The sequence below is a fragment of the Acidovorax sp. GW823-FHT02H02 genome (assembly GCF_058797075.1).
In genome coordinates this window covers 139,723-164,447 of record NZ_JBXAJH010000010.1, presented here as the reverse complement: position 1 = coordinate 164,447, position 24,725 = coordinate 139,723, and the positions used below count along the sequence as shown (strand labels likewise).

19 protein-coding genes and 5 tRNA genes are annotated in these 24,725 nt (G+C 62.3%); 23 read left to right on the top strand and 1 reads right to left on the bottom strand.

Features of this window, described 5'->3' with window-relative positions; translation table 11 throughout:
- Positions 1-150 precede the first annotated feature (150 nt).
- From AC1RDS_RS12680 to AC1RDS_RS12575, 22 genes are all read left to right on the top strand, one after another.
- Entirely contained in the window at positions 151-987 is an 837-nt protein-coding gene (locus AC1RDS_RS12680) for a class I SAM-dependent methyltransferase (RefSeq protein ID WP_492227066.1), read from the top strand.
- A 211-nt stretch (positions 988-1,198) separates the two neighbouring features.
- A complete protein-coding gene (locus AC1RDS_RS12675) occupies positions 1,199-1,495 on the top strand; it encodes a nucleotidyl transferase AbiEii/AbiGii toxin family protein (RefSeq protein WP_092701617.1) in 297 nt (98 codons plus the stop codon).
- A gap of 573 nt (positions 1,496-2,068) precedes the next feature.
- Positions 2,069-2,154, top strand: a tRNA-Tyr gene (locus tag AC1RDS_RS12670).
- Between the two features lie 69 nt (positions 2,155-2,223).
- Positions 2,224-2,297: transfer RNA gene (locus AC1RDS_RS12665), tRNA-Gly, on the top strand.
- A 64-nt stretch (positions 2,298-2,361) separates the two neighbouring features.
- Positions 2,362-2,436: transfer RNA gene (locus tag AC1RDS_RS12660), tRNA-Thr, on the top strand.
- A 73-nt stretch (positions 2,437-2,509) separates the two neighbouring features.
- Entirely contained in the window at positions 2,510-3,700 is a 1,191-nt protein-coding gene (gene tuf, locus AC1RDS_RS12655; protein WP_303837647.1) for an elongation factor Tu, read from the top strand.
- A gap of 11 nt (positions 3,701-3,711) precedes the next feature.
- Positions 3,712-3,787: transfer RNA gene (locus AC1RDS_RS12650), tRNA-Trp, on the top strand.
- Positions 3,788-3,875: 88 nt separating this feature from the next.
- Positions 3,876-4,262, top strand: a complete 387-nt coding sequence (secE, locus tag AC1RDS_RS12645; RefSeq protein ID WP_348682356.1) for a preprotein translocase subunit SecE — start codon at positions 3,876-3,878, stop codon at positions 4,260-4,262.
- Positions 4,259-4,849, top strand: a complete 591-nt coding sequence (gene nusG / locus AC1RDS_RS12640) for a transcription termination/antitermination protein NusG (RefSeq protein WP_026436686.1) — start codon at positions 4,259-4,261, stop codon at positions 4,847-4,849. The genes secE and nusG overlap by 4 nt, the downstream gene beginning before the upstream one ends.
- Positions 4,850-4,971: 122 nt before the next feature.
- Complete coding sequence (gene rplK / locus AC1RDS_RS12635; protein ID WP_092697426.1) at positions 4,972-5,403, top strand: 50S ribosomal protein L11; 432 nt, start codon at positions 4,972-4,974, stop codon at positions 5,401-5,403.
- The gene (rplA, locus tag AC1RDS_RS12630) at positions 5,404-6,099 is read left to right on the top strand and encodes a 50S ribosomal protein L1 (RefSeq protein ID WP_092697427.1); all 696 of its coding nucleotides are present in this window, start codon (positions 5,404-5,406) and stop codon (positions 6,097-6,099) included.
- 233 nt (positions 6,100-6,332) lie between these two features.
- Entirely contained in the window at positions 6,333-6,857 is a 525-nt protein-coding gene (rplJ, locus tag AC1RDS_RS12625) for a 50S ribosomal protein L10 (RefSeq protein ID WP_007850048.1), read from the top strand.
- Positions 6,858-6,897: 40 nt separating this feature from the next.
- Entirely contained in the window at positions 6,898-7,275 is a 378-nt protein-coding gene (gene rplL / locus AC1RDS_RS12620) for a 50S ribosomal protein L7/L12 (protein WP_008907085.1), read from the top strand.
- Positions 7,276-7,541: 266 nt separating this feature from the next.
- Positions 7,542-11,654, top strand: a complete 4,113-nt coding sequence (rpoB, locus tag AC1RDS_RS12615) for a DNA-directed RNA polymerase subunit beta (protein ID WP_092697428.1) — start codon at positions 7,542-7,544, stop codon at positions 11,652-11,654.
- Between the two features lie 67 nt (positions 11,655-11,721).
- Entirely contained in the window at positions 11,722-15,948 is a 4,227-nt protein-coding gene (gene rpoC / locus AC1RDS_RS12610) for a DNA-directed RNA polymerase subunit beta' (RefSeq protein ID WP_492227065.1), read from the top strand.
- A 114-nt stretch (positions 15,949-16,062) separates the two neighbouring features.
- Entirely contained in the window at positions 16,063-16,620 is a 558-nt protein-coding gene (locus AC1RDS_RS12605) for a LemA family protein (RefSeq protein WP_492227064.1), read from the top strand.
- A complete protein-coding gene (gene rsmB, locus AC1RDS_RS12600) occupies positions 16,617-18,050 on the top strand; it encodes a 16S rRNA (cytosine(967)-C(5))-methyltransferase RsmB (RefSeq protein ID WP_492227063.1) in 1,434 nt (477 codons plus the stop codon). Before AC1RDS_RS12605 ends, rsmB begins: the two co-directional genes overlap by 4 nt.
- Positions 18,051-18,057: 7 nt before the next feature.
- Positions 18,058-18,660, top strand: a complete 603-nt coding sequence (locus AC1RDS_RS12595) for a DUF4390 domain-containing protein (protein WP_348682353.1) — start codon at positions 18,058-18,060, stop codon at positions 18,658-18,660.
- 95 nt (positions 18,661-18,755) lie between these two features.
- Positions 18,756-20,948: a sensor histidine kinase gene (locus AC1RDS_RS12590; RefSeq protein ID WP_348682358.1), complete on the top strand. Its 2,193-nt coding sequence runs from the start codon at positions 18,756-18,758 to the stop codon at positions 20,946-20,948.
- A 36-nt stretch (positions 20,949-20,984) separates the two neighbouring features.
- Positions 20,985-21,662: a response regulator gene (locus AC1RDS_RS12585; RefSeq protein WP_092697434.1), complete on the top strand. Its 678-nt coding sequence runs from the start codon at positions 20,985-20,987 to the stop codon at positions 21,660-21,662.
- A 54-nt stretch (positions 21,663-21,716) separates the two neighbouring features.
- Positions 21,717-21,792, top strand: a tRNA-Phe gene (locus AC1RDS_RS12580).
- Positions 21,793-21,960: 168 nt separating this feature from the next.
- Positions 21,961-23,217, top strand: coding sequence for an Hsp70 family protein (locus AC1RDS_RS12575; protein WP_348682351.1), 1,257 nt, complete (start codon positions 21,961-21,963; stop codon positions 23,215-23,217).
- Between the two features lie 89 nt (positions 23,218-23,306).
- Here the strand turns inward: AC1RDS_RS12575 and rsmI are convergent, their stop codons facing one another.
- Entirely contained in the window at positions 23,307-24,239 is a 933-nt protein-coding gene (rsmI, locus tag AC1RDS_RS12570; RefSeq protein ID WP_287880173.1) for a 16S rRNA (cytidine(1402)-2'-O)-methyltransferase, read from the bottom strand.
- Here rsmI and AC1RDS_RS12565 point away from each other — a divergent pair.
- Entirely contained in the window at positions 24,239-24,655 is a 417-nt protein-coding gene (locus AC1RDS_RS12565) for a YraN family protein (RefSeq protein WP_092697437.1), read from the top strand. The genes rsmI and AC1RDS_RS12565 overlap by 1 nt on opposite strands.
- Positions 24,656-24,725: the final 70 nt, after the last annotated feature.

The window sequence follows — 24,725 nt, the reverse complement described above, 5'->3', positions numbered from 1 at the left end:
GCAGGCTGACGCTGTGCGCAGCGAGCAAGGGCAGGCGATGGTTTGCGAGCGATCGCCGCAGCTGCGCTACGGGAAGAGGGCTTTCTTGCTCTGCAACGACGGTCGTGCTAGAAAGATGGAACCTTGGCACCACAACGAAGGGGGGGAATGATGGCAACCCCAACGCAAGTCAGCGAATCCGTCCAGGCCCACTACACCCGCTCCGGTCTGGGCGATCTCATCCTTGCTGCGCTCGAAAGGGCAGGCAAAAATTTGAATCGACTCACGCCGGAAGACTTGGCGCCCATCGATGAATTCCACATTCGCGGTCGGACTGCAACGCTCGAACTTGCTCGGGCTGCGAAGGTCGACGCTACAAAACGCGTGCTCGATGTGGGCAGTGGCGTTGGCGGGACGTCCCGTTGCCTTGCTCGGGAATTCGGCTGCCGGGTCACCGGCATCGACCTGACAGAGGAGTACTGCAGCGCGGCGGCAATGCTTTCCGACCGAACTGGCCTGGGCGAACTCGTCGACTATCGCCACGGCGACGCAACGAGTTTGCCCTTTCCGGATGCTTCATTTGACATCGTGTGGACGGAGCACGCTGCGATGAATATTCCGGACAAGCCGAGGCTGTACCAGGAGATGTATCGCGTCCTCAAGCCGGGGGGCACGCTTGCGATCTACGACATTCTTGCCGGACCATCCGGCCCCGTGCTCTTCCCGGTTCCTTGGGCGCGCACCCCTGAAGCGAGCTTTCTCGCGACGCCGGACGAACTGCGCAGCCTTCTCAAGGCCGCCGGGTTCGAGATCGAGTCCTGGTTGGATACAACCGATGCCGCGCGGGCATGGTTCGTGGCGCTGGCCGAAAAGATCCGCAAAGAGGGCGTCGCACCGCTCGGCTTCCATGTGCTTCTCGGGTCAGATTTTCCGGCCATGGCCCAGAACCAGCGGCGCAATCTCGAGGAGGCGCGGATTGTCTTGGCGCAAATCGTTGCCAGGCGGTGAGGGCTGCTGGCTTCGGCGTGCCGCGGATGCCCGACGGAGGGCGCGGTTGGCCGAGCTGAGCTACTTTTCCAAGATCAATTGCATTGAACCTGTCATGCAGCCCTACCTGGTGATGCAATGACTGGCAACCTCCTGGCGTCCATCCTGGCCCGGCTTTTGGCGCGTGCCAAGCAATGGGGGAGGACTCGACCTGCTGCTCAACCGCTTCGGTATGGGACGTCTGCTGGCTCGCGTCGGCACATCACAGCATGCGCATCGCTTTCTGTCCAAGGGGGTGCTGTTCTTTGTGTTGCGGTATTACATCTTGCACCGCGCCACACGAGATGCTGACCTGTTGGGCCGTGGCTCCGCCGATGAGTCCGATCTGATCGCCTCCTGTTGCGACATCGCCGCCGTGGATCTGGGTGACGGTATCTTGATTGACCCTGAATCTGTGAAGGCAGAGGTCATACGCGAGGACAACAACTCGCACGGGTATTGGCGTCGGCGAAGCTCCTGGAACACCTGAGCAATTCACTGCGCTGGCTGCGCCATCACGTTCGCCACGCTGGTGTCTCGAACCTGGGAGCAATTGCGGATTTCCCGCTGCGTGCTGTCCAGGCCATTGTTCCTCCGGCGGGGTGATGTTCTTGTTCACCTCGCCCATGTCGGCTGAACCCTTCGGCTCCACCACGGCACCGGGTGGATAGAAGCGCACCTGGAGTCGTCGGATGCTTGGAGTCGATGAGGCAGCTGAGGGCGTTGTAGGCGCTGTTGTCAACATGCTGCCTCTCGATTTCCCTGGCGCAGATCCGTGCAGGAAAAAGGCGCTAGAGGCCAAGAGTCCCAACTCCGGGAGGCATGTGGGGCAGTTTTTGCAAGCTAAGCGCGACAACTTGAGTCATTTGGGCGTAGATCCGCAGCTAGAATGTCCGTTTTGGGTGTGCCGGATGTCTTTGTAATCAATGGGTTACGTCGATTTTCGATGGTTGAAGTGGAAAAATTGCAGCTGATGCGCAGCAAATTTCTGCTCTCCGAAGCTTCAGGTTGTTGCGAGGTATCTCGGCGAAGCCAAAATCAGTGCTATAATTCGAAATTCTTCGGAGGGGTGCCCGAGTGGCTAAAGGGGGCAGACTGTAAATCTGTTGGCTTACGCCTACACTGGTTCGAATCCAGTCCCCTCCACCAGTTTTTGGATGATATGTCGGTGGTGCCTGGCAGGTGCTGGGCAGCGCAGATGCGGTGAAGGCTGCTGATGCGGGAGTAGTTCAATGGTAGAACCCTAGCCTTCCAAGCTAATGACGCGGGTTCGATTCCCGTCTCCCGCTCCATTGTCTGTTGGCTGGTTTGTAGAGTTTGAAAAAGTCTTTGGTGCTGCTTCGGTGGTTCCAAATGGCCCATGTGGCTCAGTGGTAGAGCACTCCCTTGGTAAGGGAGAGGTCGCGGGTCCGATTCCCGCCATGGGCACCAATTCTGGTGCGTCCGAATTCGGTTGCGCCGAAATCCTGTTTTGTTGGCATAGATTTTTTTCGGAGTCGGAAAAATGGCAAAAGGCAAATTCGAGCGCACCAAGCCCCACGTCAACGTGGGCACGATCGGTCACGTGGACCATGGCAAGACGACGCTGACGGCGGCCATCGCCACGGTGCTGTCGGCCAAGTTTGGCGGCGAAGCCAAGGCCTACGACCAGATCGACGCAGCACCTGAAGAAAAGGCCCGCGGCATCACGATCAATACCGCCCACGTGGAATACGAAACGGCTGCACGCCACTACGCCCACGTGGACTGCCCCGGCCACGCCGACTATGTGAAGAACATGATCACCGGCGCAGCCCAGATGGACGGCGCCATTTTGGTGTGCTCGGCCGCTGACGGCCCCATGCCCCAGACCCGCGAACACATCCTGCTGGCCCGCCAGGTGGGCGTGCCTTACATCATCGTGTTCCTGAACAAGTGCGACATGGTGGACGACGAAGAGCTGCTCGAACTCGTCGAAATGGAAGTGCGCGAACTCCTGGACAAATACAACTTCCCTGGCGACGACACCCCGATCATCCGCGGTTCCGCCAAGCTCGCCCTGGAAGGCGACAAGGGCAAGCTGGGTGAAGAAGCCATCATGAAGCTGGCCGAAGCCCTGGACACCTACATCCCCACGCCCGAGCGCGCAGTGGACGGCGCCTTCCTGATGCCCGTGGAAGACGTGTTCTCCATCTCCGGCCGCGGCACCGTGGTGACCGGCCGTATCGAGCGCGGCATCATCAAGGTCGGCGAAGAAATCGAAATCGTCGGTATCAAGGACACCGTCAAGACCACCTGCACCGGCGTGGAAATGTTCCGCAAGCTGCTGGACCAGGGCCAGGCTGGCGACAACGTGGGCCTGCTGCTGCGCGGCACCAAGCGCGAAGACGTGGAGCGTGGCCAAGTGCTGTGCAAGCCCGGCTCGATCAAGCCCCACACCCACTTCACGGCTGAGGTGTATGTGCTGAGCAAGGACGAAGGCGGCCGCCACACCCCCTTCTTCAACAACTACCGCCCTCAGTTCTACTTCCGCACGACCGACGTGACCGGCGCCATCGAGCTGCCAGCCGACAAGGAAATGGTCATGCCTGGCGACAACGTGTCGATCACCGTCAAGCTGATCAACCCCATCGCCATGGAAGAAGGCCTGCGCTTCGCTATCCGTGAAGGCGGCCGTACCGTGGGCGCTGGCGTCGTGGCCAAGATCATTGCTTAAAGCGTGTTCATAGGGGTATAGCTCAATTGGCAGAGCGTCGGTCTCCAAAACCGAAGGTTGTAGGTTCGATTCCTACTGCCCCTGCCACTTGAATGTGGTCAAAAACAAGCCCGCCAGCATTGGCGGGCTTCGGTGTCTTGGGCGATACCGAAAATTGAAGCAGGAAAATTAAGACATGGCCACTACACAAGTTGAAACTGTCAATACGGGGGCGGACAAGGCCAAGCTCGCTGCAGTCGTGGCGTTGGTGATTGCCTCTGTGGTGGGTTTCTATTTGCTGGGCAAACAGGGGCCGATCGTGCAATGGGCTGCATTGCTGCTGGGCCTCGTTGTTGCAGCGGCTGTCTTTCTGGTTTCCGAACCAGGACGTCAGTTTGTTGCCTTCGCACGAGATGCTTGGCGTGAAGTCAAAAAGGTGGTCTGGCCGACGCGCAAGGAAACACTGCAGATGACTGCTTACGTGTTTGCTTTTGTCGTCATCATGGCATTGTTCTTGTGGTTTACCGACAAAACCCTTGAGTGGGTTTTGTATGACCTGATTTTGGGCTGGAGGAAGTCATGACAAGCGTTGTGGATTTGGCTGGGGCCGATGCCTCTGGTGCTGCGTCTTCCAATCCTGATCTGCGGTGGTACATCGTCCATGCCTATTCGGGGATGGAAAAAGCGGTCGAGCGCAACATTCTTGAGCGCATTGCGCGCTCCGGCATGGAGGGCAAGTTTGGCCGCATTCTGGTTCCCACTGAAGAAGTGGTCGAGATGAAGAACGGTCAGCGCAAAACGACAGAGCGCCGGTTGTTTCCTGGTTATGTGTTCGTCGAGATGGTCATGGATGACGATACCTGGCACCTGGTCAAACACACCAACAAGGTCACCGGATTCGTGGGTGGGGCGAAGAATCGCCCTGCGCCCATCTCGGAAGAAGAGGTGCAGAAGATCGTCAGCCAGATGCAGGAGGGCACCGAAAAGCCTCGGCACAAGGTTGAGTTCATGGTGGGTGAGCTGGTTCGTGTCAAGGAAGGTCCTTTCACGGATTTCAATGGATCGGTGGAAGATGTGAATTACGAAAAGAGCCGTGTGCGCGTTTCCGTGATGATCTTCGGTCGCTCCACCCCTGTGGAACTGGAATTTGGGCAGGTCGAAAAAACCTGATCCATGGAGTTTTGGGCATCACACTTTTCGACTCGGTGTGAATGCATTTGGTGAGTCGTTAACCCCGGGGAGCCTTGTCTTGCCTCAGCAAGTCAGGCGTTATCACCCGCAAGGAGTAAAGCATGGCGAAGAAAATCGTCGGTTTTATCAAGCTGCAAGTGCCAGCTGGTAAGGCCAATCCATCCCCACCCATTGGTCCTGCGCTCGGTCAGCGCGGCCTCAACATCATGGAGTTCTGCAAGGCATTCAATGCGCAGACCCAAGGTGTCGAGCCTGGTCTGCCTCTGCCTGTGGTCATCACGGCTTTTGCAGACAAGAGCTTCACCTTCATCATCAAGACGCCGCCTGCGACGGTTTTGATCAAGAAGGCGATCAAGCTGGAAAAAGGTTCGCCAAACGCCCTGAGCACCAAGGTCGGCAAGATCACTCGCGCACAGCTCGAAGAAATTGCCAAGACCAAGTTGAAGGACATGAATGCTGCCAATGTGGACGCTGCAGTTCGCACGCTGGCTGGCTCTGCGCGCTCCATGGGCGTGACGGTGGAGGGTTTGTAAATGGCCAAGCTGACAAAGAAACAAAAGGCCCTGCAGGGCAAAGTGGACAGCACCAAGCTCTACGCTTTTGCAGAAGCCATCGCCATCGTCAAGGATGCGGCAACTGCCAAGTTCGACGAGTCGATTGATGTGGCCGTGCAATTGGGCATTGACGCAAAGAAGTCCGATCAGGTTGTGCGTGGCGCTGTAGTGCTGCCTAACGGCACCGGCAAAACCACTCGCGTGGCCGTGTTTGCCCAAGGTGCCAAGGCAGAGGAAGCCAAGGCCGCTGGCGCCGACGTGGTCGGCATGGACGACCTGGCCGCCATGGTAAAGGCTGGAGACATGCCTTTCGACGTGGTGATCGCTGCCCCTGACGCCATGCGCGTTGTGGGTACTTTGGGGCAGATCCTGGGTCCCCGTGGCCTGATGCCTAATCCCAAGGTGGGCACGGTGACACCGGATGTCGCCACGGCGGTCAAGAATGCGAAGGCTGGCCAGGTGCAATTCCGCGTCGACAAGGCTGGAATCGTGCATGGCACGATTGGTCGTCGCTCGTTCGACAACGACAAGCTGCAGGGCAACCTGGCTGCACTGATCGATGCGTTGAACAAGGCCAAGCCTGCTTCGAGCAAGGGCCTGTATCTGCGCAAGGTTGCTGTTTCGTCGACGATGGGCCTGGGCGTCCGCGTGGATACCCAGTCCATCGCAGCGTAATTGCAAAAAAATCTTCAGGCCCGTCAGAAGGCCTGATGTGGTGGGCTGAAAGCGCTCTGGCGTTTTCAGGCCATCCAAGACCGTTGGTGTGCAGGATATTCGCACTTAAACCCCTGGGGGCCAACGCAGATGGCGATCCCGCTGCAGATGGAATGTTTTCCTGAACACAGTTGGTCGCTGCAACAAGAGCGCGCATGAGGCCTGTGCCGATTGCGCATTTTAAGGAGTAGACCTTGAGTCTTAATCGCAGTGAGAAAGAAGCGGTCATCAGTGAAGTGACCAGCCTCGCCGCAAAAGCTCAAACGCTTGTGATCGCGGAATACCGTGGCATCACGGTCGCCGACATGACCAAACTGCGTGTTGATGCCCGCAGCAAGGGCGTGACCCTGAGTGTTCTGAAGAACACCCTGGCTCGCCGTGCTGTGGCTGGCAGCGCATTTGACGTGGTGGCAGACCAGATGACCGGTCCGCTGATCTATGGCTTCTCCGAAGACGCTGTGGCCGCCGCCAAGGTGGTGGCCGATTTCGCGAAAACCAACGACAAGTTGGTGATTCGCGGTGGCGCTTTCGGTGGCAAAGCCCTGGATGTCAACGGCGTTAAGCAACTGGCCAACATTCCCTCCAAGGAAGTTCTGTTGGCCCAGATTTGTGGCTTGCTTATGTCCCCCATGTCGCGTACGGCCGTTGTGCTGGGCGCACTGGCGGCGAAAAAAGGCGAAGGCGCTGCCGCACCGGCCGCCGAACCTGTCGCGGCTTGATGGCCGGGCAGTTAACCAACAAAATTGTTAGGAAATCAAAATGGCATTCGATAAAGACGCATTTTTGACCGCGCTGGACAGCATGACGGTTCTGGAACTCAATGACCTGGTGAAGGCCATTGAAGAGAAGTTTGGCGTGAGCGCTGCAGCCATGGCTGCTCCTGCTGCCGCTGGTGGTGGCGCTGGCGCTGCTGCTGCCGAAGAAAAGACGGAATTCAATGTGGTGCTGACCGAAGCTGGCGCCAACAAGGTGTCCGTCATCAAGGCAGTGCGCGAAATCACCGGCCTGGGCCTCAAGGAAGCCAAGGACCTGGTGGACGGCGCTCCCAAGAACGTCAAGGAAGGCATTGCCAAGGCCGACGCCGAAGCAGCCGTCAAGAAGCTGGTGGAAGCCGGCGCCAAGGCCGAACTCAAGTAATTCGATCTTGCTCAAGGGCTGGAGTGTTCCTCAGAGGGCCTCCAGCCTTTGGTGCTTCAGAAAGCACCCGAAAGCGACCTCCTGAAAAGGGGCTTTCGAGTGTCTTCTGACAACCCCGACAGCAGAAGACGCCTTGGTTCGGGTGATGTGCAATGCATCACCGTCCGCCATGGTTGGTAGTGGCCAACCGCCAAGCCCGTGAGGACACATCTCCTTGCGGGTCAGTCGTCGAAGACCCAGGACTCATGTCTTTGCCCGGAGATCTCATGGCCTATTCCTACACCGAACGCAAGCGAATTCGCAAAAGTTTCGGCACCCGCGACAGCGTGCTCGAAGTTCCTTACCTGCTGCAGATGCAGAAGGATGCGTACACCGCTTTCCTGCAGGCTGATAAAGCACCCCAGAAAAGAACCATCGAAGGCCTTCAGGCTGCATTCGACGCTGCCTTCCCCATCGTCTCCCACAACGGCTTTGTGGAGATGAAGTTCATCGAGTACAACCTGGCCAAGCCGGCTTTCGACGTGCGCGAATGCCAGACCCGGGGGCTGACCTTCGCCTCGGCCGTGCGCGCCAAGGTGCAGCTGATCATTTATGACCGCGAGTCCTCGACTTCGCAGTCCAAGGTGGTCAAGGAGGTGAAGGAGCAAGAGGTCTACATGGGCGAAGTGCCGCTCATGACCGACAAGGGCTCGTTCATCATCAACGGTACCGAGCGCGTGATCGTGTCGCAGCTGCACCGTTCACCCGGCGTGTTCTTCGAGCACGACAAGGGCAAGACCCACAGCTCGGGCAAGCTGCTGTTCTCCGCGCGCATCATTCCCTACCGTGGCTCCTGGCTGGATTTCGAGTTTGATCCAAAGGACATTCTGTACTTCCGCGTGGACCGTCGCCGCAAGATGCCGGTCACGATCCTGCTCAAGGCCATCGGCCTGAACCCCGAGTCCATCCTGGCGAACTTCTTCGTCAACGACAACTTCCGTCTGATGGACAGCGGTGCGCAGATGGAGTTCGTCTCCGAGCGCCTGCGCGGCGAAGTCGCACGCTTCGACATCACCGACAAGTCCGGCAAGGTGGTGGTGGCCAAGGACAAGCGCGTCACGGCCCGCCACACCCGCGAACTGGAGCAGTCCGGCACCACGCACATCAGCGTGCCCGAAGACTTCCTGATCGGCCGCGTGGTCGCCCGCAACATCGTGGATACCGACACGGGTGAAATCATTGCCAAGGCCAACGACGAGCTGACCGAAGCACTGCTCAAGAAGCTGCGCAGCGCTGGCGTGCAGGACGTGCAGTGCATCTACACCAATGAACTCGACCAGGGTGCGTACATGTCGCACACCCTGCGCATCGATGAAACGGTGGACGAGTTCGCTGCGCGCGTGGCCATCTACCGCATGATGCGCCCCGGCGAGCCGCCAACGGAAGACGCGGTGCAGGCCCTGTTCCAGCGCCTGTTCTACAACCCCGACACGTACGACCTGTCGCGCGTGGGCCGCATGAAGTTCAACGCCAAGATCGGCCGTGACGAATCCACCGGCCCCATGGTGTTGTCCAACGAAGACATCCTGGCCGTGGTCAAGATCCTGGTGGACCTGCGCAACGGCAACGGCGAAGTCGATGACATCGACCACCTGGGCAACCGCCGTGTGCGCTGCGTAGGCGAACTGGCCGAAAACCAGTACCGCACCGGTCTGGCCCGTATCGAGAAGGCCGTGAAGGAGCGTCTGGGCCAGGCCGAGCAAGAGCCGCTGATGCCCCACGACCTGATCAACAGCAAGCCGATCTCGGCTGCGTTGAAAGAGTTCTTCGGTGCCTCGCAGCTGTCCCAATTCATGGACCAGACCAACCCGCTGGCGGAAATCACGCACAAGCGCCGTGTGTCGGCCCTCGGTCCGGGCGGTCTGACCCGCGAACGCGCAGGCTTCGAAGTGCGCGACGTGCACGTGACCCACTACGGCCGCGTCTGCCCTATTGAAACGCCTGAAGGCCCGAACATCGGTCTGATCAACTCGCTGGCCCTGTACGCCCGCCTGAACGAGTACGGTTTCATCGAAACGCCGTACCGCCGCGTGGTGGATGGCAAGGTGACGAACGAGATCGACTACCTCTCGGCCATCGAAGAAGGCAAGTACGTGATCGCGCAGGCCAATGCGCAGCTCGACAAGGACGGCCGCCTGACAGGGGACTTGGTCTCCGCCCGTGAAAAGGGTGAATCCATCCTGTGCGGTGCCGACCGCGTGCAGTACATGGACGTGTCGCCCGCGCAGATCGTCTCGGTGGCCGCCTCGCTGGTTCCGTTCCTGGAGCACGACGACGCGAACCGCGCGTTGATGGGCGCCAACATGTCGCGCCAGGCCGTGCCTGTGCTGCGTCCCGAGAAGCCCCTGGTGGGCACGGGTATCGAGCGTGTGGCTGCTGTGGATTCGGGTACCGTGGTCACTGCCACCCGTGGCGGTATCGTGGACTACGTCGATGCGACCCGCATCGTGGTGCGTGTGAACGACGAAGAAGCCGTGGCCGGTGAAGTGGGTGTGGACATCTACAACCTCATCAAGTACCAACGTTCCAACCAGAACACCAACATCCACCAGCGCCCCATCGTGAAGAAGGGCGACAAACTGGTCAAGGGCGACGTGGTGGCCGACGGCGCATCGACGGACTTTGGCGAAATCGCCATCGGCCAGAACATGCTGATCGCCTTCATGCCCTGGAACGGTTACAACTTCGAAGACTCGATCCTGATCTCCGAGCGCGTGGTGGCGGAAGACCGCTACACCTCGATCCACATCGAGGAGCTGGTGGTGATGGCCCGCGACACCAAGCTGGGCGCCGAAGAAATCACGCGCGACATCCCGAACCTGTCGGAGCAGCAGCTCAACCGCCTGGACGAGTCCGGCATCATCTACGTGGGCGCCGAAGTGCAGCCCGGCGATACGCTGGTCGGCAAGGTCACGCCCAAGGGCGAAACCACGCTCACGCCCGAAGAGAAGCTCTTGCGCGCCATCTTCGGCGAGAAGGCTTCCGACGTGAAGGACACCTCGCTGCGCGTGGACCAGGGCTCGTCGGGCACCGTGATCGACGTGCAGGTGTTCACCCGTGAAGGCATCCAGCGTGACAAGCGCGCCCAGCAAATCATCGACGATGAACTCAAGCGCTTCCGCCTGGACCTGAACGACCAGCTGCGCATCGTGGAGGCCGACGCGTTCGACCGTATCGAAAAGCTGCTGACCGGCCGCGTGGCCAACGGCGGCCCGCAGAAGCTGGCCAAGGGCACGAAGATCGACAAGGCTTACCTGGCTTCCGTCGAGAAGTTCCACTGGTTCGACATCCGCCCCGCGGAAGACGAAGTCGCCACCCAGCTCGAATCCATCAAGAACGCGCTGGAGCAAACCCGCCACAGTTTCGACCTGGCTTTTGAAGAAAAGCGCAAGAAGCTCACGCAAGGCGACGAGCTGCCTGCTGGCGTGCTCAAGATGGTCAAGGTCTACCTGGCCGTCAAGCGCCGCCTGCAGCCTGGTGACAAGATGGCCGGCCGCCACGGTAACAAGGGTGTGGTGTCCAAGATCGTTCCGGTCGAAGACATGCCTTACATGGCCGACGGTACCCCTGCCGACATCGTTCTGAACCCGCTGGGCGTGCCCTCGCGGATGAACATCGGTCAGGTGCTGGAAGTCCACCTGGGCTGGGCCGGCAAGGGCATTGGTCAGCGCATTGGCAACATGCTCCAGGAGCAGGCCAAGGCGTCCGAGCTGCGTACCTTCCTCGAAGAGGTGTACAACTCGCGCGGCCGCAAGGAAGACCTGTCGCAACTGAGCGACGACGACCTGATGGCCATGGCGGAGAACCTGACGAGCGGCGTGCCTTACGCCACCCCAGTGTTCGATGGTGCTTCGGAAGAAGAAATCAAGGACATGCTCAAGATCGCCTACCCGGACGACATCGCGGAGCGCAAGGGCCTGACACCGACCCGCACGCAGGCTTACCTGTTTGATGGCCGCACGGGCGAGCGCTTCGAGCGTCCGACCACCATCGGCTACATGCACTACCTGAAGCTGCACCACCTGGTGGACGACAAGATGCACGCTCGCTCGACCGGTCCTTACTCGCTCGTCACGCAGCAGCCGCTGGGCGGCAAGGCCCAGTTCGGTGGCCAGCGTTTCGGTGAAATGGAAGTGTGGGCGCTGGAAGCCTACGGCGCCGCCTACGTGCTGCAGGAAATGCTGACCGTGAAGTCCGACGACGTGGTGGGCCGTACCAAGGTGTACGAATCCATCGTCAAGGGCGAACACGCCATCGAAGCCGGTATGCCGGAATCGTTCAACGTGCTGGTCAAGGAAATCCGTTCGCTGGGCCTGGACATCGAGCTGGAACGTTCGTGAAGCCTTGCGGGATAGACCGGCGCGCCGCGCCGCTCTGTCCTCAACAGATTAAAAAGGAAAGAGTCACATGAAATCGCTACTCGACCTGTTCAAGCAATTCACGCCGGACGAGCATTTCGATGCCATCCGCATCGGCATGGCTTCGCCCGAAAAGATCCGTTCGTGGTCTTTCGGCGAAGTGAAGAAGCCCGAAACCATCAACTACCGCACGTTCAAGCCCGAGCGCGACGGCCTGTTCTGTGCCAAGATTTTTGGTCCCATCAAGGACTACGAATGCCTGTGCGGCAAGTACAAGCGCCTCAAGCACCGCGGCGTGATCTGCGAGAAGTGCGGCGTTGAAGTCACCCAGACCAAGGTGCGCCGCGAGCGCATGGGTCACATCGACCTCGCCGCGCCCTGCGCCCACATCTGGTTCCTGAAGTCGCTGCCATCGCGTCTGGGCCTGGTGCTCGACATGACGCTGCGCGACATCGAACGCGTGCTGTACTTCGAAGCCTATGTGGTGACCGACCCCGGCATGACCCCGCTGAAGAAGTTCAGCATCATGTCCGAGGACGACTACGACGCCAAGCGCAAGGAATACGGTGACGAGTTCATCGCCAAGATGGGCGCAGAAGGCATCAAGGACCTGCTCGAATCCATCGACATCGACCTGTCGATCGAGAAGCTGCGCGGCGACCTGACCGGCTCTGAAGTCAAGGTCAAGAAGAACGCCAAGCGCCTGAAGGTGCTGGAAGCCTTCAAGAAGTCCGGCATCAAGCCCGAGTGGATGGTGCTGGAAGTGCTGCCCGTGCTGCCTCCGGACCTGCGTCCGCTGGTGCCCCTGGACGGCGGCCGCTTCGCCACGTCGGACCTGAACGACCTGTACCGCCGCGTCATTAACCGTAACAGCCGCCTGCGCCGCCTGCTGGAGCTCAAGGCTCCCGAGATCATCGCGCGCAACGAAAAGCGGATGCTGCAGGAAGCCGTCGATTCACTGCTGGACAACGGCCGCCGTGGCAAGGCCATGACGGGCGCCAACAAGCGTGCCCTGAAGTCGCTGGCCGACATGATCAAGGGCAAGTCGGGCCGCTTCCGCCAGAACCTGCTGGGCAAGCGCGTCGACTACTCGGGCCGTTCCGTGATCACCGTGGGCCCCACGCTCAAGCTGCACCAGTGCGGCCTGCCCAAGCTGATGGCGCTGGAACTGTTCAAGCCCTTCATCTTCTCGCGCCTCGAAGCCATGGGCATCGCGACGACGATCAAGGCCGCCAAGAAGGAAGTCGAATCCGGCACCCCCGTGGTGTGGGACATCCTGGAAGAGGTCATCAAGGAACACCCCGTGATGCTCAACCGGGCGCCTACGCTGCACCGTCTGGGTATCCAGGCCTTCGAGCCCATCCTGATCGAAGGCAAGGCCATTCAGCTGCATCCCCTCGTTTGCGCGGCCTTCAACGCCGACTTCGACGGTGACCAGATGGCTGTCCACGTGCCGCTGTCGGTGGAAGCGCAGATGGAAGCCCGCACGCTGATGCTGGCCTCCAACAATGTGCTGTTCCCCGCCTCGGGCGAACCCTCCATCGTGCCTTCGCAGGACGTGGTGCTGGGCCTGTACTACGCCACCCGCGACCGCATCAACGGCAAGGGCGAAGGTCTGGTGTTCGCCGATACCGGCGAAGTGCAGCGCGCGCTGGACGCCGGCCAGGTCGAACTGGCCGCCAGGATCACGGTGCGCATGACCGAGTGGACCAAGAACAAGGAAACCGGCGAGTTCGTGCCTTCCACCTCGCTGGTGGAAACCACGGCCGGCCGTGCGCTGCTGTCCGAAATCCTTCCCAAGGGCCTGCCGTTCTCGCACATGAACAAGGCGCTGAAGAAGAAGGAGATCTCCAAGCTCATCAACGTGTCCTTCCGCAAATGCGGTCTGAAGGAGACGGTGGTGTTTGCCGACAAGCTGCTGCAAAACGGCTTCCGCCTGGCCACCCGCGCCGGTATCTCGATCGCCATCGACGACATGCTGGTGCCGCCGCAAAAGGCCGGCATCATCGAGCGCTCCGAGAAGGAAGTCAAAGAGATCGAACAGCAGTATGTGTCCGGTCTGGTTACCTCCGGCGAGCGCTACAACAAGGTGGTGGACATCTGGGGCAAGGCCGGCGACGAAGTGTCCAAGGTGATGATGGCCCAGCTGTCCAAGCAGAAGGTCATGGACCGCCACGGCAAGGAAGTGGACCAGGAGTCCTTCAACTCCATCTACATGATGGCCGACTCCGGTGCCCGCGGCTCTGCCGCCCAGATCCGCCAGGTGGCCGGTATGCGAGGTCTGATGGCCAAGCCAGACGGCTCGATCATCGAAACGCCCATCACCGCGAACTTCCGCGAAGGTCTGAACGTGCTGGAGTACTTCATCTCCACCCACGGCGCCCGCAAGGGCCTGGCCGACACGGCGCTGAAGACCGCCAACTCGGGTTACCTGACCCGCCGTCTGGTGGACGTGACGCAGGACCTGGTCGTGACCGAAGAGGATTGCGGCACGGCCAATGGTTCGCTGATGCGCGCCATCGTCGAAGGCGGTGAAGTGATCGAATCGCTGCGCGAACGTATCCTGGGCCGCACCGCTGCCGAGGACGTGCTGCACCCCGAAACGCGTGCCGTGCTGGTGCCTGCCGGCGTGATGCTGGAAGAAGACCTCATCGAGGAAATCGAAGCCGCTGGCGTGGACGAAGTCAAGGTGCGCACCGCGCTGACCTGCGAAACCCGCTACGGCCTGTGCGCCAAGTGCTATGGCCGCGACCTGGGCCGTGGCGGCCTGATCAACCTCGGCGAAGCCGTGGGTGTGATCGCTGCCCAGTCCATCGGCGAACCCGGCACGCAGCTGACCATGCGCACGTTCCACATCGGTGGTGCCGCTTCGCGCGCCGCCATCGCGTCGAGCGTGGAGGCCAAGTCCAACGGCGTGATCGGCTTCAACGCCACGATGCGCTACGTGAGCAACACCAAGGGCGAGCTGGTGGTGATTGCGCGTTCGGGTGAAATCGTCATCCAGGACGAGCATGGCCGTGAGCGCGAGCGCCACAAGGTGCCCTACGGCGCCACGCTGACGGTGAAGGCCGACCAGACCATCAAGGCTGGCACCATCCTCGCCAACTGGGATCCGCTGACGCGCCCGATCATTACCGAGTTTGCGGGCCAGGTGAAGTTCGAGAACGTCGAGGAAGGCCTCACGGTGGCCAAGCAGGTCGACGAAGTGACCGGCCTGTCCACGCTGGTGGTGATCGATCCGAAGCGCCGTGGTGCCGCCAAGGTCGTGCGCCCGCAGGTGAAGCTGATCGATGCCCAGGGCAACGAAGTGAAGATCCCTGGCACCGACCACTCGGTGACCATCGGCTTCCAGGTCGGCGCCCTGATCCAGGTGCGCGATGGCCAGGACGTGGGCCCCGGCGAAGTGCTGGCCCGTATCCCGGTCGAAGGCCAGAAGACCCGCGACATTACCGGCGGTCTGCCCCGCGTGGCCGAGCTGTTCGAAGCCCGTACGCCCAAGGACAAGGGCACGCTGGCCGAGATGACCGGTACCGTGTCGTTCGGCAAGGAAACCAAGGGCAAGGTGCGCCTGCAGATCACCGACCCTGAAGGCCACGTTTTCGAGGAACTCGTGCCCAAGGAAAAGAACATCCTGGTGCACGAAGGCCAGGTGGTCAACAAGGGCGAGTCCATCGTGGACGGCCCGGCCGACCCGCAGGACATTCTGCGCCTGCTGGGCATCGAAGAGCTGTCGCGCTACATCGTCGATGAAGTGCAGGACGTGTACCGCTTGCAGGGTGTGAAGATCAACGACAAGCACATCGAGGTGATCGTTCGCCAGATGCTGCGCCGCGTGGTGGTCGAGAACATCGGCGAGTCCAGCTACATCGGTGGCGAGCAGGTCGAGCGCTCCGAGATCCTCAACACCAACGATGCGCTGCAGGCAGCGGGCAAGATCCCCGCGACCTACAGCAACCTGCTCCTGGGTATCACGAAGGCCTCGCTGTCGACCGATTCGTTCATCTCGGCCGCTTCCTTCCAGGAAACCACCCGCGTGCTCACCGAGGCTGCCATCATGGGCAAGCGCGACGAGCTGCGCGGCTTGAAGGAGAACGTCATCGTGGGTCGCCTGATTCCTGCCGGTACCGGTATGGCCTACCACCAGGCACGCAAGGCCAAGGACGCCATGGACGACGCCGAGCGCCGCGCCATTGCCGAAGCGGAAGCCGCCGAAATGGAGGCCTCGGCAGAAGCCTCCGTGACGGAAGGTGCCGCTCCTGACGCGGCTGCCGACTAAGCCCCCGGGCCGTCACTGATGCGCTCCCGCCCTGTCTCCTGACGGGCCGGGAGCGTTTTTTCTGGAACTCTCACGGACCGGGCCGCATGCCGCATGCGGTGCCGGTGTTAGCGCATGTGGTCATCGCCGCTCAGCTGGATAGTCATCGCGATCGCTCTTTTCTGGGCCGTCGGCGCTTACAACCGCCTGGTGCGTCTGCGCTCGGCGGTGGTGCAGGCCTTTGGCAGTCTGGACGCCCACCTGGTCCGATGGCTTGCCATGGTGGGTGAGTTCGACGCCGCTCAGGTCACCGCCGGGGCCCTGGACCGTGAAGCGCACAGCACCCTGCAAGGGGCCACCACACAATTGACAGTCTCTTTGGCCGTGGCACGGGCGCGGCCGTTGCAGGGGGAGCCCGTGGCGGCGCTGTCTGCCGCGTGCGCGGTTCTGGATGCAGTGTGGCTGAATCTGCAGCCTGGCGCCGATGCCGAAGATGCCAACCGCAAGATGGCGCATTGGCGCGCCCGGTGGGACGAATTGCGCAAGCATAACGAACAGGCGGCACAGATCTTCAATGATGCGGTGCTCCATTACAACGCCGCACTCGGGCAGTTTCCTGCACTGATGCTGGCCTGGGCCTTCGGGTTCACTCCAGCGCGTGCGCTGTCCATTGCGCGAGAAAGCCATTCATGACACCAACCGGTTCACACCGCAGACCCCGCACCGCGCCCGCACCTGGAAGCCGCGATTCCTTGCCGCCACGGCGCAGCACCGACTCCCATGGAGCGTCCGGGGTTGCGCTGTGGGAGCAACTCGCGGGCGTCGCCACGGCGTTGCAGGCCATTTGTGCCGGCCAATCGGGCACGGCGGCGATGGCCACCGTGGATGCTGGCTTGCGGCCGGGGGTGCAGGCGCTGCTTTTTCAGGTGTTGCGCACGCTGGGCCGGGCACAGGCACTGCGGCGTCAGCTGGTGTCCCGCACGCCGCCTCCCGCTGCCGATGCGTTGCTGTGCACGGCTTTGGCACTGTCGTGGCGGGCCGACGAGGCGCCTTACGAACCCTTCACCCTGGTCAACCAGGCCGTGGAAGCGGCCAAACGCAGCATGGCCACCCGTGCGCAGGCCTCTTTCATCAATGCCTGCCTGCGCCGCTTTCTGCGGGAGCGCGAAACCCTGGTCGCCGCGACCGATGCCGACCCTGTGGCGCGCTGGAACCACCCGCTGTGGTGGGTGAAAAAGCTGCAGAAAGACCACCCGGCGCAATGGCAGCAGATCCTGCAGGCCAACAACGCCCACGCACCCATGGTCTTGCGGGTGAATGGAGGGAAAAGCACGGTAGCGCAATACCAGAAAGCGCTAGCTGCTATGAATATTGAGTCATTCGCGGTCGGTGAATATGGGCTGATCTTGCAGCAGCCCCTGCCGGTGGCGGACTTGCCGGGATTCGCCCAGGGAATGGTTTCGGTGCAGGATGCCGCTGCGCAGCAGGCAGCACCGTTGCTGCTGCAAGGGCTGGACCTCACGCAGCCCTTGCGGGTGCTGGATGCCTGCGCCGCGCCGGGAGGCAAGACCGCCCACCTGCTGGAATACGCGGGCGCAGCCAGTCCCATCCAGGTGACCGCGCTGGAGGTGGATGCCGTGCGCAGCGCACGCATCCACGAAACCCTGGATCGCCTGGGCCTGCGCGCGCAGGTGCTGGTGGCCGATGCGGCGCAGCCGCAGGACTGGTGGCGGCAGCACTGCGCCGGTGCCTTGTTCGATGCGATCTTGCTGGATGCCCCGTGCACGGCATCGGGCATCGTCCGCCGCCACCCGGATGTGCGCTGGCTGCGCCGCGAAACCGATATTGCCCAGCTCGCGGCCCAGCAGGCACGCCTGCTGGCGGCCCTGTGGCCGCTGGTGAAACCGGGCGGGCGCCTGCTGTACTGCACCTGTTCGGTGTTCCGCGCCGAAGGCGATGCGCAGGTCCAAACGTTTCTTGCGCACAACACCGATGCCCGGTTGCTGCCATCCCCAGGGCATTTAATTCCTGGCAATGGAAACAATCGCGGAACAGTCCCGGACAATGCAGCGGGTGAGCACGACGGATTTTTTTACGCACTGTTGCATAAAGCCCCCGGGTGAGCGCCGCATGGTCCGCTCGATCTTCTGTTGGGTGTTCGCCTGGCTGTGCGTGCTGGCCTGGCCGCTGCAGGTACAGGCGCAATCGCATGCGAGCGAAGTGACCGATCTGCGTCTGGAGCGCGCGGACGATGGTGTCTACCTCAGCGCCAGCTTGCAGTTGGCACTGCCCGAGCTGGCCGAAGACGCCCTCTACAAGGGCATTCCCATGTTCTTTGTGGTCGAAGCCCAGGTGCTGCGGGAGCGCTGGTACTGGTCAGACCGCCAGGTGGCCACCGTCACCCGCCATCTGCGCCTGAACTATCAGCCCCTGACCCGGCGCTGGCGTCTGAGCACGTCGCCCGTGCCGTTTTCGAACACCGGGCTGGGGGTGGCGCTGGGCCAGAATTTTGACGATCTGCGCGATGCCGTGTCGGCCATGCAGCGGATTTCGCGCTGGAAGATTGCGGAGGATGGCGAAATCGATGCAGATGCTGTGCACACCGTCCATTTCCGGTTTCGGCTGGACATGACGCAATTGCCACGTCCCCTCCAGATCGGGGCCGTGGGCAGCGCGGGCTGGAGCTTGGCGGTCGCCCGGAACCAGCGCCTGGCGCCGGAGGTCACACGGTGAGCAAGCGCAAACTTTCCGCGGAATCTGCGTCAACTCAGGCATTGGGGCGGCAGTCGCGGGCGGTGCGCTGGACCGTCGGGGTGGGTGCCGCCATCATGTCGGCCATCGGCATGGTGCTGCTTTTCATGCTGACGCTGGCCACCAACAACCGGGCGCTCTACGAGCGCAATTACGCTTGGCTGTTCGGGGTGAACGTGCTGGTGGCCGTGCTGTTGCTGGCGGTGCTGGCGTGGGTGGGCGTGCGGCTGGCCGTGCGGCTGCGGCGCGGGCGCTTTGGCAGCCGCCTGCTGGTCAAGCTGGCCGCCATTTTTGCGCTGGTGGGCCTGCTGCCCGGGCTACTGATCTATGTGGTGTCGTACCAGTTTGTCACCCGGTCCATTGAAAGTTGGTTTGATGTGAAGGTGGAGGGCGCTCTGGTGGCGGGAGTGAATCTGGCGCGGGTGTCCCTCGACTCCATGGCCGAAGACATGGCGAGCAAGGCGCGGGCCGCCAGCGTGCAGCTGGCCCAGGTGCCCGATGCCGCAGCCGGGCTGGTGCTGGAGCGCATCCGCGACCAGCTTTCCGCCGGCGACGTGATCTTGTGGAGTGCCGCCGGGCACGCTGTTGCCAGCGCCGGCCAGTCGCGTCTCAGCCTGAGCCCGGAGCGCCCTGGCGCAGCGCAGCTGCGCATGGTGCGCCAGCAGCGCACCCTGGCCCAGATCGAGGGGCTGGACGACATTACCGACCCTGCGGCCGCGCAGAGCGCACGGGTGAAGGTGTTTGCGCTGGTTGCAAGCCCCAGCGTGGGTTTGCTGCTCGAGCCGCGTTTTTTGCAGGTCACCATGCCGCTGCCACCGGCACTGGTGGCCAATGCCCTGGCGGTGCAGGAAGCCAATCGGGAATACCAGGAACGAGCCCTGGCCCGCGAGGGCCTTCGCCGCATGTATGTGGGCACCTTGACGCTGGGCTTGTTCCTGGCCGTTTTTGGCGCTGTCCTTCTGGCCGTATTGCTGGGCAACCAGCTGGTGCGGCCACTTCTGGTGCTCGCGGAGGGGGTGCGGGAAGTGGCGGCGGGCAATCTCAGCCCCAAGGCCGCCCTGCAGGGCAAGGATGAGCTCGACGGACTCACGCGCTCCTTTGCCACCATGACCCAGCAGATTGCGGACGCGCAGGGTGCGGTGGAGCAGAGCATGGGCGAGGTGGATGCAGCGCGTGCCAAGCTGCAGACCATTCTGGACAACCTCACCGCAGGTGTGGTTGTCCTCGACCAGCAAGGCGTCATCCTGTCCTTCAATCCGGGTGCCACGCGCATCCTGCGCGCCCCCATGGCGGCCTACGCGGGTCAGCCACTGGCAGCGGTGCCGGGGCTGGCCGTTTTTGCCGCGGCAGTGCAAAAGCAGTTCGATGAATTCCTGGGTGACCTCCACCACCACGGACTGGACCATTGGCAGCAACCGTTTGAGCTCCATGGCTCCGCCAGTGGCACGGCGCACCACGCGACCAGCCTGGTCATGCGGGGTGCCGAGCTTCCAGATGCGTCGCGGTTGTTGGTTTTTGACGATATTTCGGAAATTGTTTCGGCCCAGCGTGCCCAGGCCTGGGGAGAGGTGGCGCGGCGCCTGGCCCATGAAATCAAGAATCCCCTTACCCCCGTCCAGCTCTCTGCCGAGCGCCTGGAAATGAAGCTCACCGGTAAGCTGCCGGCGCCGGAGCAGGCCATCTTGACCAAGTCGGTCCGGACCATCGTGGAGCAGGTGGATGCGATGAAGCGGCTCGTCAACGAGTTCCGCGACTATGCACGCCTGCCCGCTGCCGAATTGCAGACGCTGGACCTGAACACGCTGGTGACCGACGTGCTCTATCTGTATGGGGCCGAAAATGCCACGGTACCCGTGGAATCCGAGCTGGATCTGCGTTGCCCGCCGATTGCCGGCGACGCACAGCAGCTGCGCCAGGTCGTGCACAACCTGCTGCAAAACGCCCAGGACGCCACGGTGCAGGCTCGTGCAGGGGGCTCTGAGCCGATGCTGCCGGTGCGTATCAGCACCCGCTGGAGCGAGTCATCGCACCGTGTTCGCCTGACCGTGACCGATAGTGGCTCAGGCTTTCCCGCGCACATTCTGCAGCGGGCATTTGAACCCTATGTCACCACCAAACCACGGGGCACCGGACTGGGCCTGGCCGTGGTGAAGAAGATTGCCGACGAGCACGGTGCCCGGATCGAGTTGTCGAACCGGCTTGACGACGGCGTGGTGCGGGGGGCACAAGTGTCGTTATCATTCGCCACTTACCCATCGGTGGTGTCATAACAACACCCATCGCAGCATCCAAGGCGTTTCATACACATGGCAAACATTCTGGTGGTTGATGACGAACTCGGTATTCGTGACCTCTTGTCGGAAATCCTGAATGACGAGGGACACAGCGTGGACCTCGCCGAGAACGCCACACAGGCGCGGGTGGCGCGTGCGGCAGGTGCGTACGACCTGGTGTTGCTGGACATCTGGATGCCGGACACGGACGGCGTCTCGCTGCTCAAGGAGTGGGCCACGGCTGGAGCACTCACCATGCCCGTCATCATGATGAGTGGACACGCTACCATAGATACCGCCGTGGAAGCCACGCGGATCGGCGCTTTCTCGTTCCTTGAAAAACCCATCACCTTGCAAAAGCTGCTCAAGGCGGTGGAACAGGGTCTGGCACGCAACGCGGCCCAGCAGTTGGCTCCCGTGGCCGCCCAGCAGCCCGCCGTGGCGCCCATGGAGGGCGGCTTTGTGCCCGCTCCGATCGTCACCACCGCCATGCTGGGAGAGTCCGGCCCCCACGCACATCAGGGGTTCGATCTGGACCGCCCCCTGCGTGAAGCCCGCGACGGCTTTGAAAAGGCCTACTTTGAATTCCATCTGGCCCGCGAAGGCGGCTCCATGACTCGCGTCGCAGAAAAAACCGGACTCGAGCGCACCCACCTGTACCGCAAGCTGCGCCAATTGGGCGTGGATCTCGGTCGCGGAAAGCGGAATTAATCTTGGGGTCGTTGGTGATTCGGTCGGAAATTCAGGTATATAATCTAAGGCTCAGGCCCGGTAGCTCAGTCGGTAGAGCAGAGGATTGAAAATCCTTGTGTCGGCGGTTCGATTCCGTCCCAGGCCACCAAAAATGAAAGCCCTTGGTTCGTAAGAATCAAGGGCTTTTCCTATTGGCGTTCCGGGCCCAGCAGGGGCTGGGGGCACACGCTGGTACCGGCGATGTTGCACGAAGTCGCCGTTCCGTATTTTCCGAGGCGGCCGCCATTCCGGTTCTCTCTCTATCTTTATTTTCACGATGGCAGCTCTGACGGACACGACCCTGGGCATTGACTTTGGCACCTCCAACTCGGCAATGGCCGTGCGCCAGGGGGATTCGCCCGCGCGCATGTTGCGCCTGGAAGGCGAGAGCAACACCTTGCCAACAGCACTGTTCTTCAATGCCGAAGACCACAGCACCCACTATGGGCGCGATGCGGTGGAGCAGTATCTTGCCGGCACTGAAGGGCGGTTCATGCGTTCGCTCAAAAGCCTGCTGGGCAGTTCGCTGCTGCAGGACAAGACGGCGGTGCACAACGCGCTGGTGAGCTACCAGGACATCATCAGCCTGTTCCTGCGCATGCTGGCCAGCCAGGTGCGGGACACCCTGGGTGGCATGCCGGGCCGGGTGATGCTGGGGCGGCCCGTGCACTTCGTGGATGGTGACGCCGCGCGGGACCGGCAGGCCGAAGATGCCCTGCGGCAGGCGGCGCAGGACGCGGGGTTTGTGAACATCGCGTTCCAGCTGGAGCCCATCGCCGCGGCGCTGGATTATGAGCAGCGCATCGAGCGCGAGTCGCTGGTGCTGGTGGTGGACATTGGCGGTGGTACCTCCGATTTCACCGTGGTGCGCCTGGGGCCGGACCGGCGGGCGCGCACCGATCGCAGCCGCGACATTCTGGCCACCACCGGTGTGCATGTCGGCGGCACCGATTTCGACCGGCGCCTGAGCCTGGCACTGCTGATGCCCCTGCTGGGCCTGGGCCACACCGGGCCTGCGGGGCGCGAGGTGCCGAGCCGGGTGTTTTTCGACCTGGCAACCTGGCACCTGATCCAGTGGCTGTATGCGCCGCGGGCACTGCGCGATGCGCAGGCCCTGCGCCCCGACTATGCGCAGCCCCAGCTGCATGATCGCCTGATGACGGTGCTGCACCAGCGTCTGGGGCATCGTTTGGCCAACACGGTGGAGCAGGCCAAGATTGCGGCGTCTGTCGATGCTGCGGAAGCGCCGATGGCGCTGGACTGGGTCGAGCCGGGTCTGAACGCACTCATGACCCCCGACGGCCTGGCCCGCCACCTTGCCGGGTCCTTGCAACAGGTTGTGAACTGCGCCACCGAATGCCTGCAGCGGGCCGGGCTGGTGCCCCAGGATTTGCAGGCCATCTATCTCACCGGGGGATCGTCGGCACTGCGCCCGCTGCGCCAGGCGCTGCGCGTGGCGTTTCCTGACACCCCGCAGGTCGAAGGCGACCTGTTTGGTGGCGTCGCAGCAGGGCTGGCGGTTTGCGCCCCTTGATCCGCGGCGCGGCGGTGGAAGTGCTACTTAAATAGTAGCTGCATGCGCTTGTCAAAAAGCGCTTTAGGCATATTTGATTCAAAAGTGCTTCATTCGTCCCCGCTTTCGGGGGCCCCGCGTTTCCATGCCAGTGCGGTGTCGTACAGGCTGTTGCGGGATGCGCCCGTGACTTCCGCGGCCAGGCGCACTGCGGTCTTGAGGGGCAGTTCCTGCAGCAGCAGGCGCAGAACGCGCAGGCTGTCGCCGTCGTCGGTGGTGGGTGCCGTGGGGTGCAGCAGCACCACGAATTCACCGCGCGACCGCTGGGGCGAGCCTTCCAGCCAGGCCGGCAGATCCCGGGCCGGTTGGGTAGCGATTTCTTCGAATTGCTTGGTGAGTTCGCGCGCCAGTGTGACCGTGCGATCCCCCAGTATCGACAGCGCCTGGGCCAGCTCGCCAATGCGGTGGGGGGCTTCGAGCAGCACCACGCAGCGGGGTTCGCTGGCCAGCTGCTGTACGGCAGCGGCCCGCTCGGCATGCTTCACCGGTAAAAAGCCGGCGAAGAGAAAACCCCCGCTTTCCGGGCTGTGCGCCACGGCGCCCGCCACGCTCAAGGCCGTGGTGATGCTGCTGGCGCCCGGCAGCGGCAGGGCGCGCAGGCCGGCCGCCTGCACGGCGGCCACCAGGCGTGCGCCGGGGTCGCTGACGCCCGGTGTGCCGGCATCGCTCACGTAGGCAATGCGCTGGCCTTGCTGCAGTCGCTGCACCACCGCCAAGGCGGCTTCGGCTTCGTTGTGCTGGTGTACCGCCAGCAGTTGCACGCTGGTCTTGTCGATGCCATAGGCGCGCAGCAGTGCCTGGGTGTGGCGCGTGTCCTCGCAGGCAATGGCATCGGCCAGCTGCAGCACATGCAGCGCGCGCAACGTGATGTCGGCCAGGTTGCCGATGGGCGTGGCCACGACATACAGCGCACCCTGCGGATAATGCTGTGCAGCCGCTGCATCGCGTGCGGCGTTCAGGGCAGATGCGAAAGAGGCGCTCAATGAATTTCCTTGGAAAAAAACCAGCCCGTGCGAGCCCTTCGGGCCCGGATGTCGCCAGCGGCAGCACCACACGGCAGCGGGGCAATGCGGCCGAGGACCAGGCGCTGGCCTGCCTGCAGGCCGGGGGCCTGAAGTTGCTGGAGCGCAATTATCGGACGCCCGGGCGCGGCGGAGGCGAGATTGATCTGGTGATGCGCGATCGCGACGGCACCGTGGTGTTTGTCGAGGTGCGCAGCCGCGCCAGCAATGCCTTCGGTGGGGCCGGTGCCAGCATTGGCGCCACCAAGCAGCGGCGTATCGTGTTTGCCGCACGCCATTACCTGATGCGCATGTCCACGCCACCGCCGTGCCGCTTCGACGTGATCCTGGTGGATGCATCGGTGCAATGGCTCAAGGCGGCCTTCGACGCCCAATAAGCGCGGACCACCCAAAGCCTTGTGCGCCACGCCGACGACTACGGTTTGCTACAAAACTGATAACAGGCCG

Excerpts from the sequence above, each read along its gene's own strand:
- AC1RDS_RS12680 (WP_492227066.1), top strand. The coding sequence starts at position 151 with ATGGCAACCCCAACGCAAGTCAGCGAATCCGTCCAGGCCCACTACACC.
- AC1RDS_RS12675 (WP_092701617.1), top strand. The coding sequence starts at position 1,199 with ATGGGACGTCTGCTGGCTCGCGTCGGCACATCACAGCATGCGCATCGC.
- tuf (WP_303837647.1), top strand. The coding sequence starts at position 2,510 with ATGGCAAAAGGCAAATTCGAGCGCACCAAGCCCCACGTCAACGTGGGC.
- secE (WP_348682356.1), top strand. The coding sequence starts at position 3,876 with ATGGCCACTACACAAGTTGAAACTGTCAATACGGGGGCGGACAAGGCC.
- nusG (WP_026436686.1), top strand. The coding sequence starts at position 4,259 with ATGACAAGCGTTGTGGATTTGGCTGGGGCCGATGCCTCTGGTGCTGCG.
- rplK (WP_092697426.1), top strand. The coding sequence starts at position 4,972 with ATGGCGAAGAAAATCGTCGGTTTTATCAAGCTGCAAGTGCCAGCTGGT.
- rplA (WP_092697427.1), top strand. The coding sequence starts at position 5,404 with ATGGCCAAGCTGACAAAGAAACAAAAGGCCCTGCAGGGCAAAGTGGAC.
- rplL (WP_008907085.1), top strand. The coding sequence starts at position 6,898 with ATGGCATTCGATAAAGACGCATTTTTGACCGCGCTGGACAGCATGACG.
- rpoB (WP_092697428.1), top strand. The coding sequence starts at position 7,542 with ATGGCCTATTCCTACACCGAACGCAAGCGAATTCGCAAAAGTTTCGGC.
- rpoC (WP_492227065.1), top strand. The coding sequence starts at position 11,722 with ATGAAATCGCTACTCGACCTGTTCAAGCAATTCACGCCGGACGAGCAT.
- AC1RDS_RS12605 (WP_492227064.1), top strand. The coding sequence starts at position 16,063 with ATGTGGTCATCGCCGCTCAGCTGGATAGTCATCGCGATCGCTCTTTTC.
- rsmB (WP_492227063.1), top strand. The coding sequence starts at position 16,617 with ATGACACCAACCGGTTCACACCGCAGACCCCGCACCGCGCCCGCACCT.
- AC1RDS_RS12595 (WP_348682353.1), top strand. The coding sequence starts at position 18,058 with ATGGTCCGCTCGATCTTCTGTTGGGTGTTCGCCTGGCTGTGCGTGCTG.
- AC1RDS_RS12590 (WP_348682358.1), top strand. The coding sequence starts at position 18,756 with ATGTCGGCCATCGGCATGGTGCTGCTTTTCATGCTGACGCTGGCCACC.
- AC1RDS_RS12585 (WP_092697434.1), top strand. The coding sequence starts at position 20,985 with ATGGCAAACATTCTGGTGGTTGATGACGAACTCGGTATTCGTGACCTC.
- AC1RDS_RS12575 (WP_348682351.1), top strand. The coding sequence starts at position 21,961 with ATGGCAGCTCTGACGGACACGACCCTGGGCATTGACTTTGGCACCTCC.
- AC1RDS_RS12565 (WP_092697437.1), top strand. The coding sequence starts at position 24,239 with ATGAATTTCCTTGGAAAAAAACCAGCCCGTGCGAGCCCTTCGGGCCCG.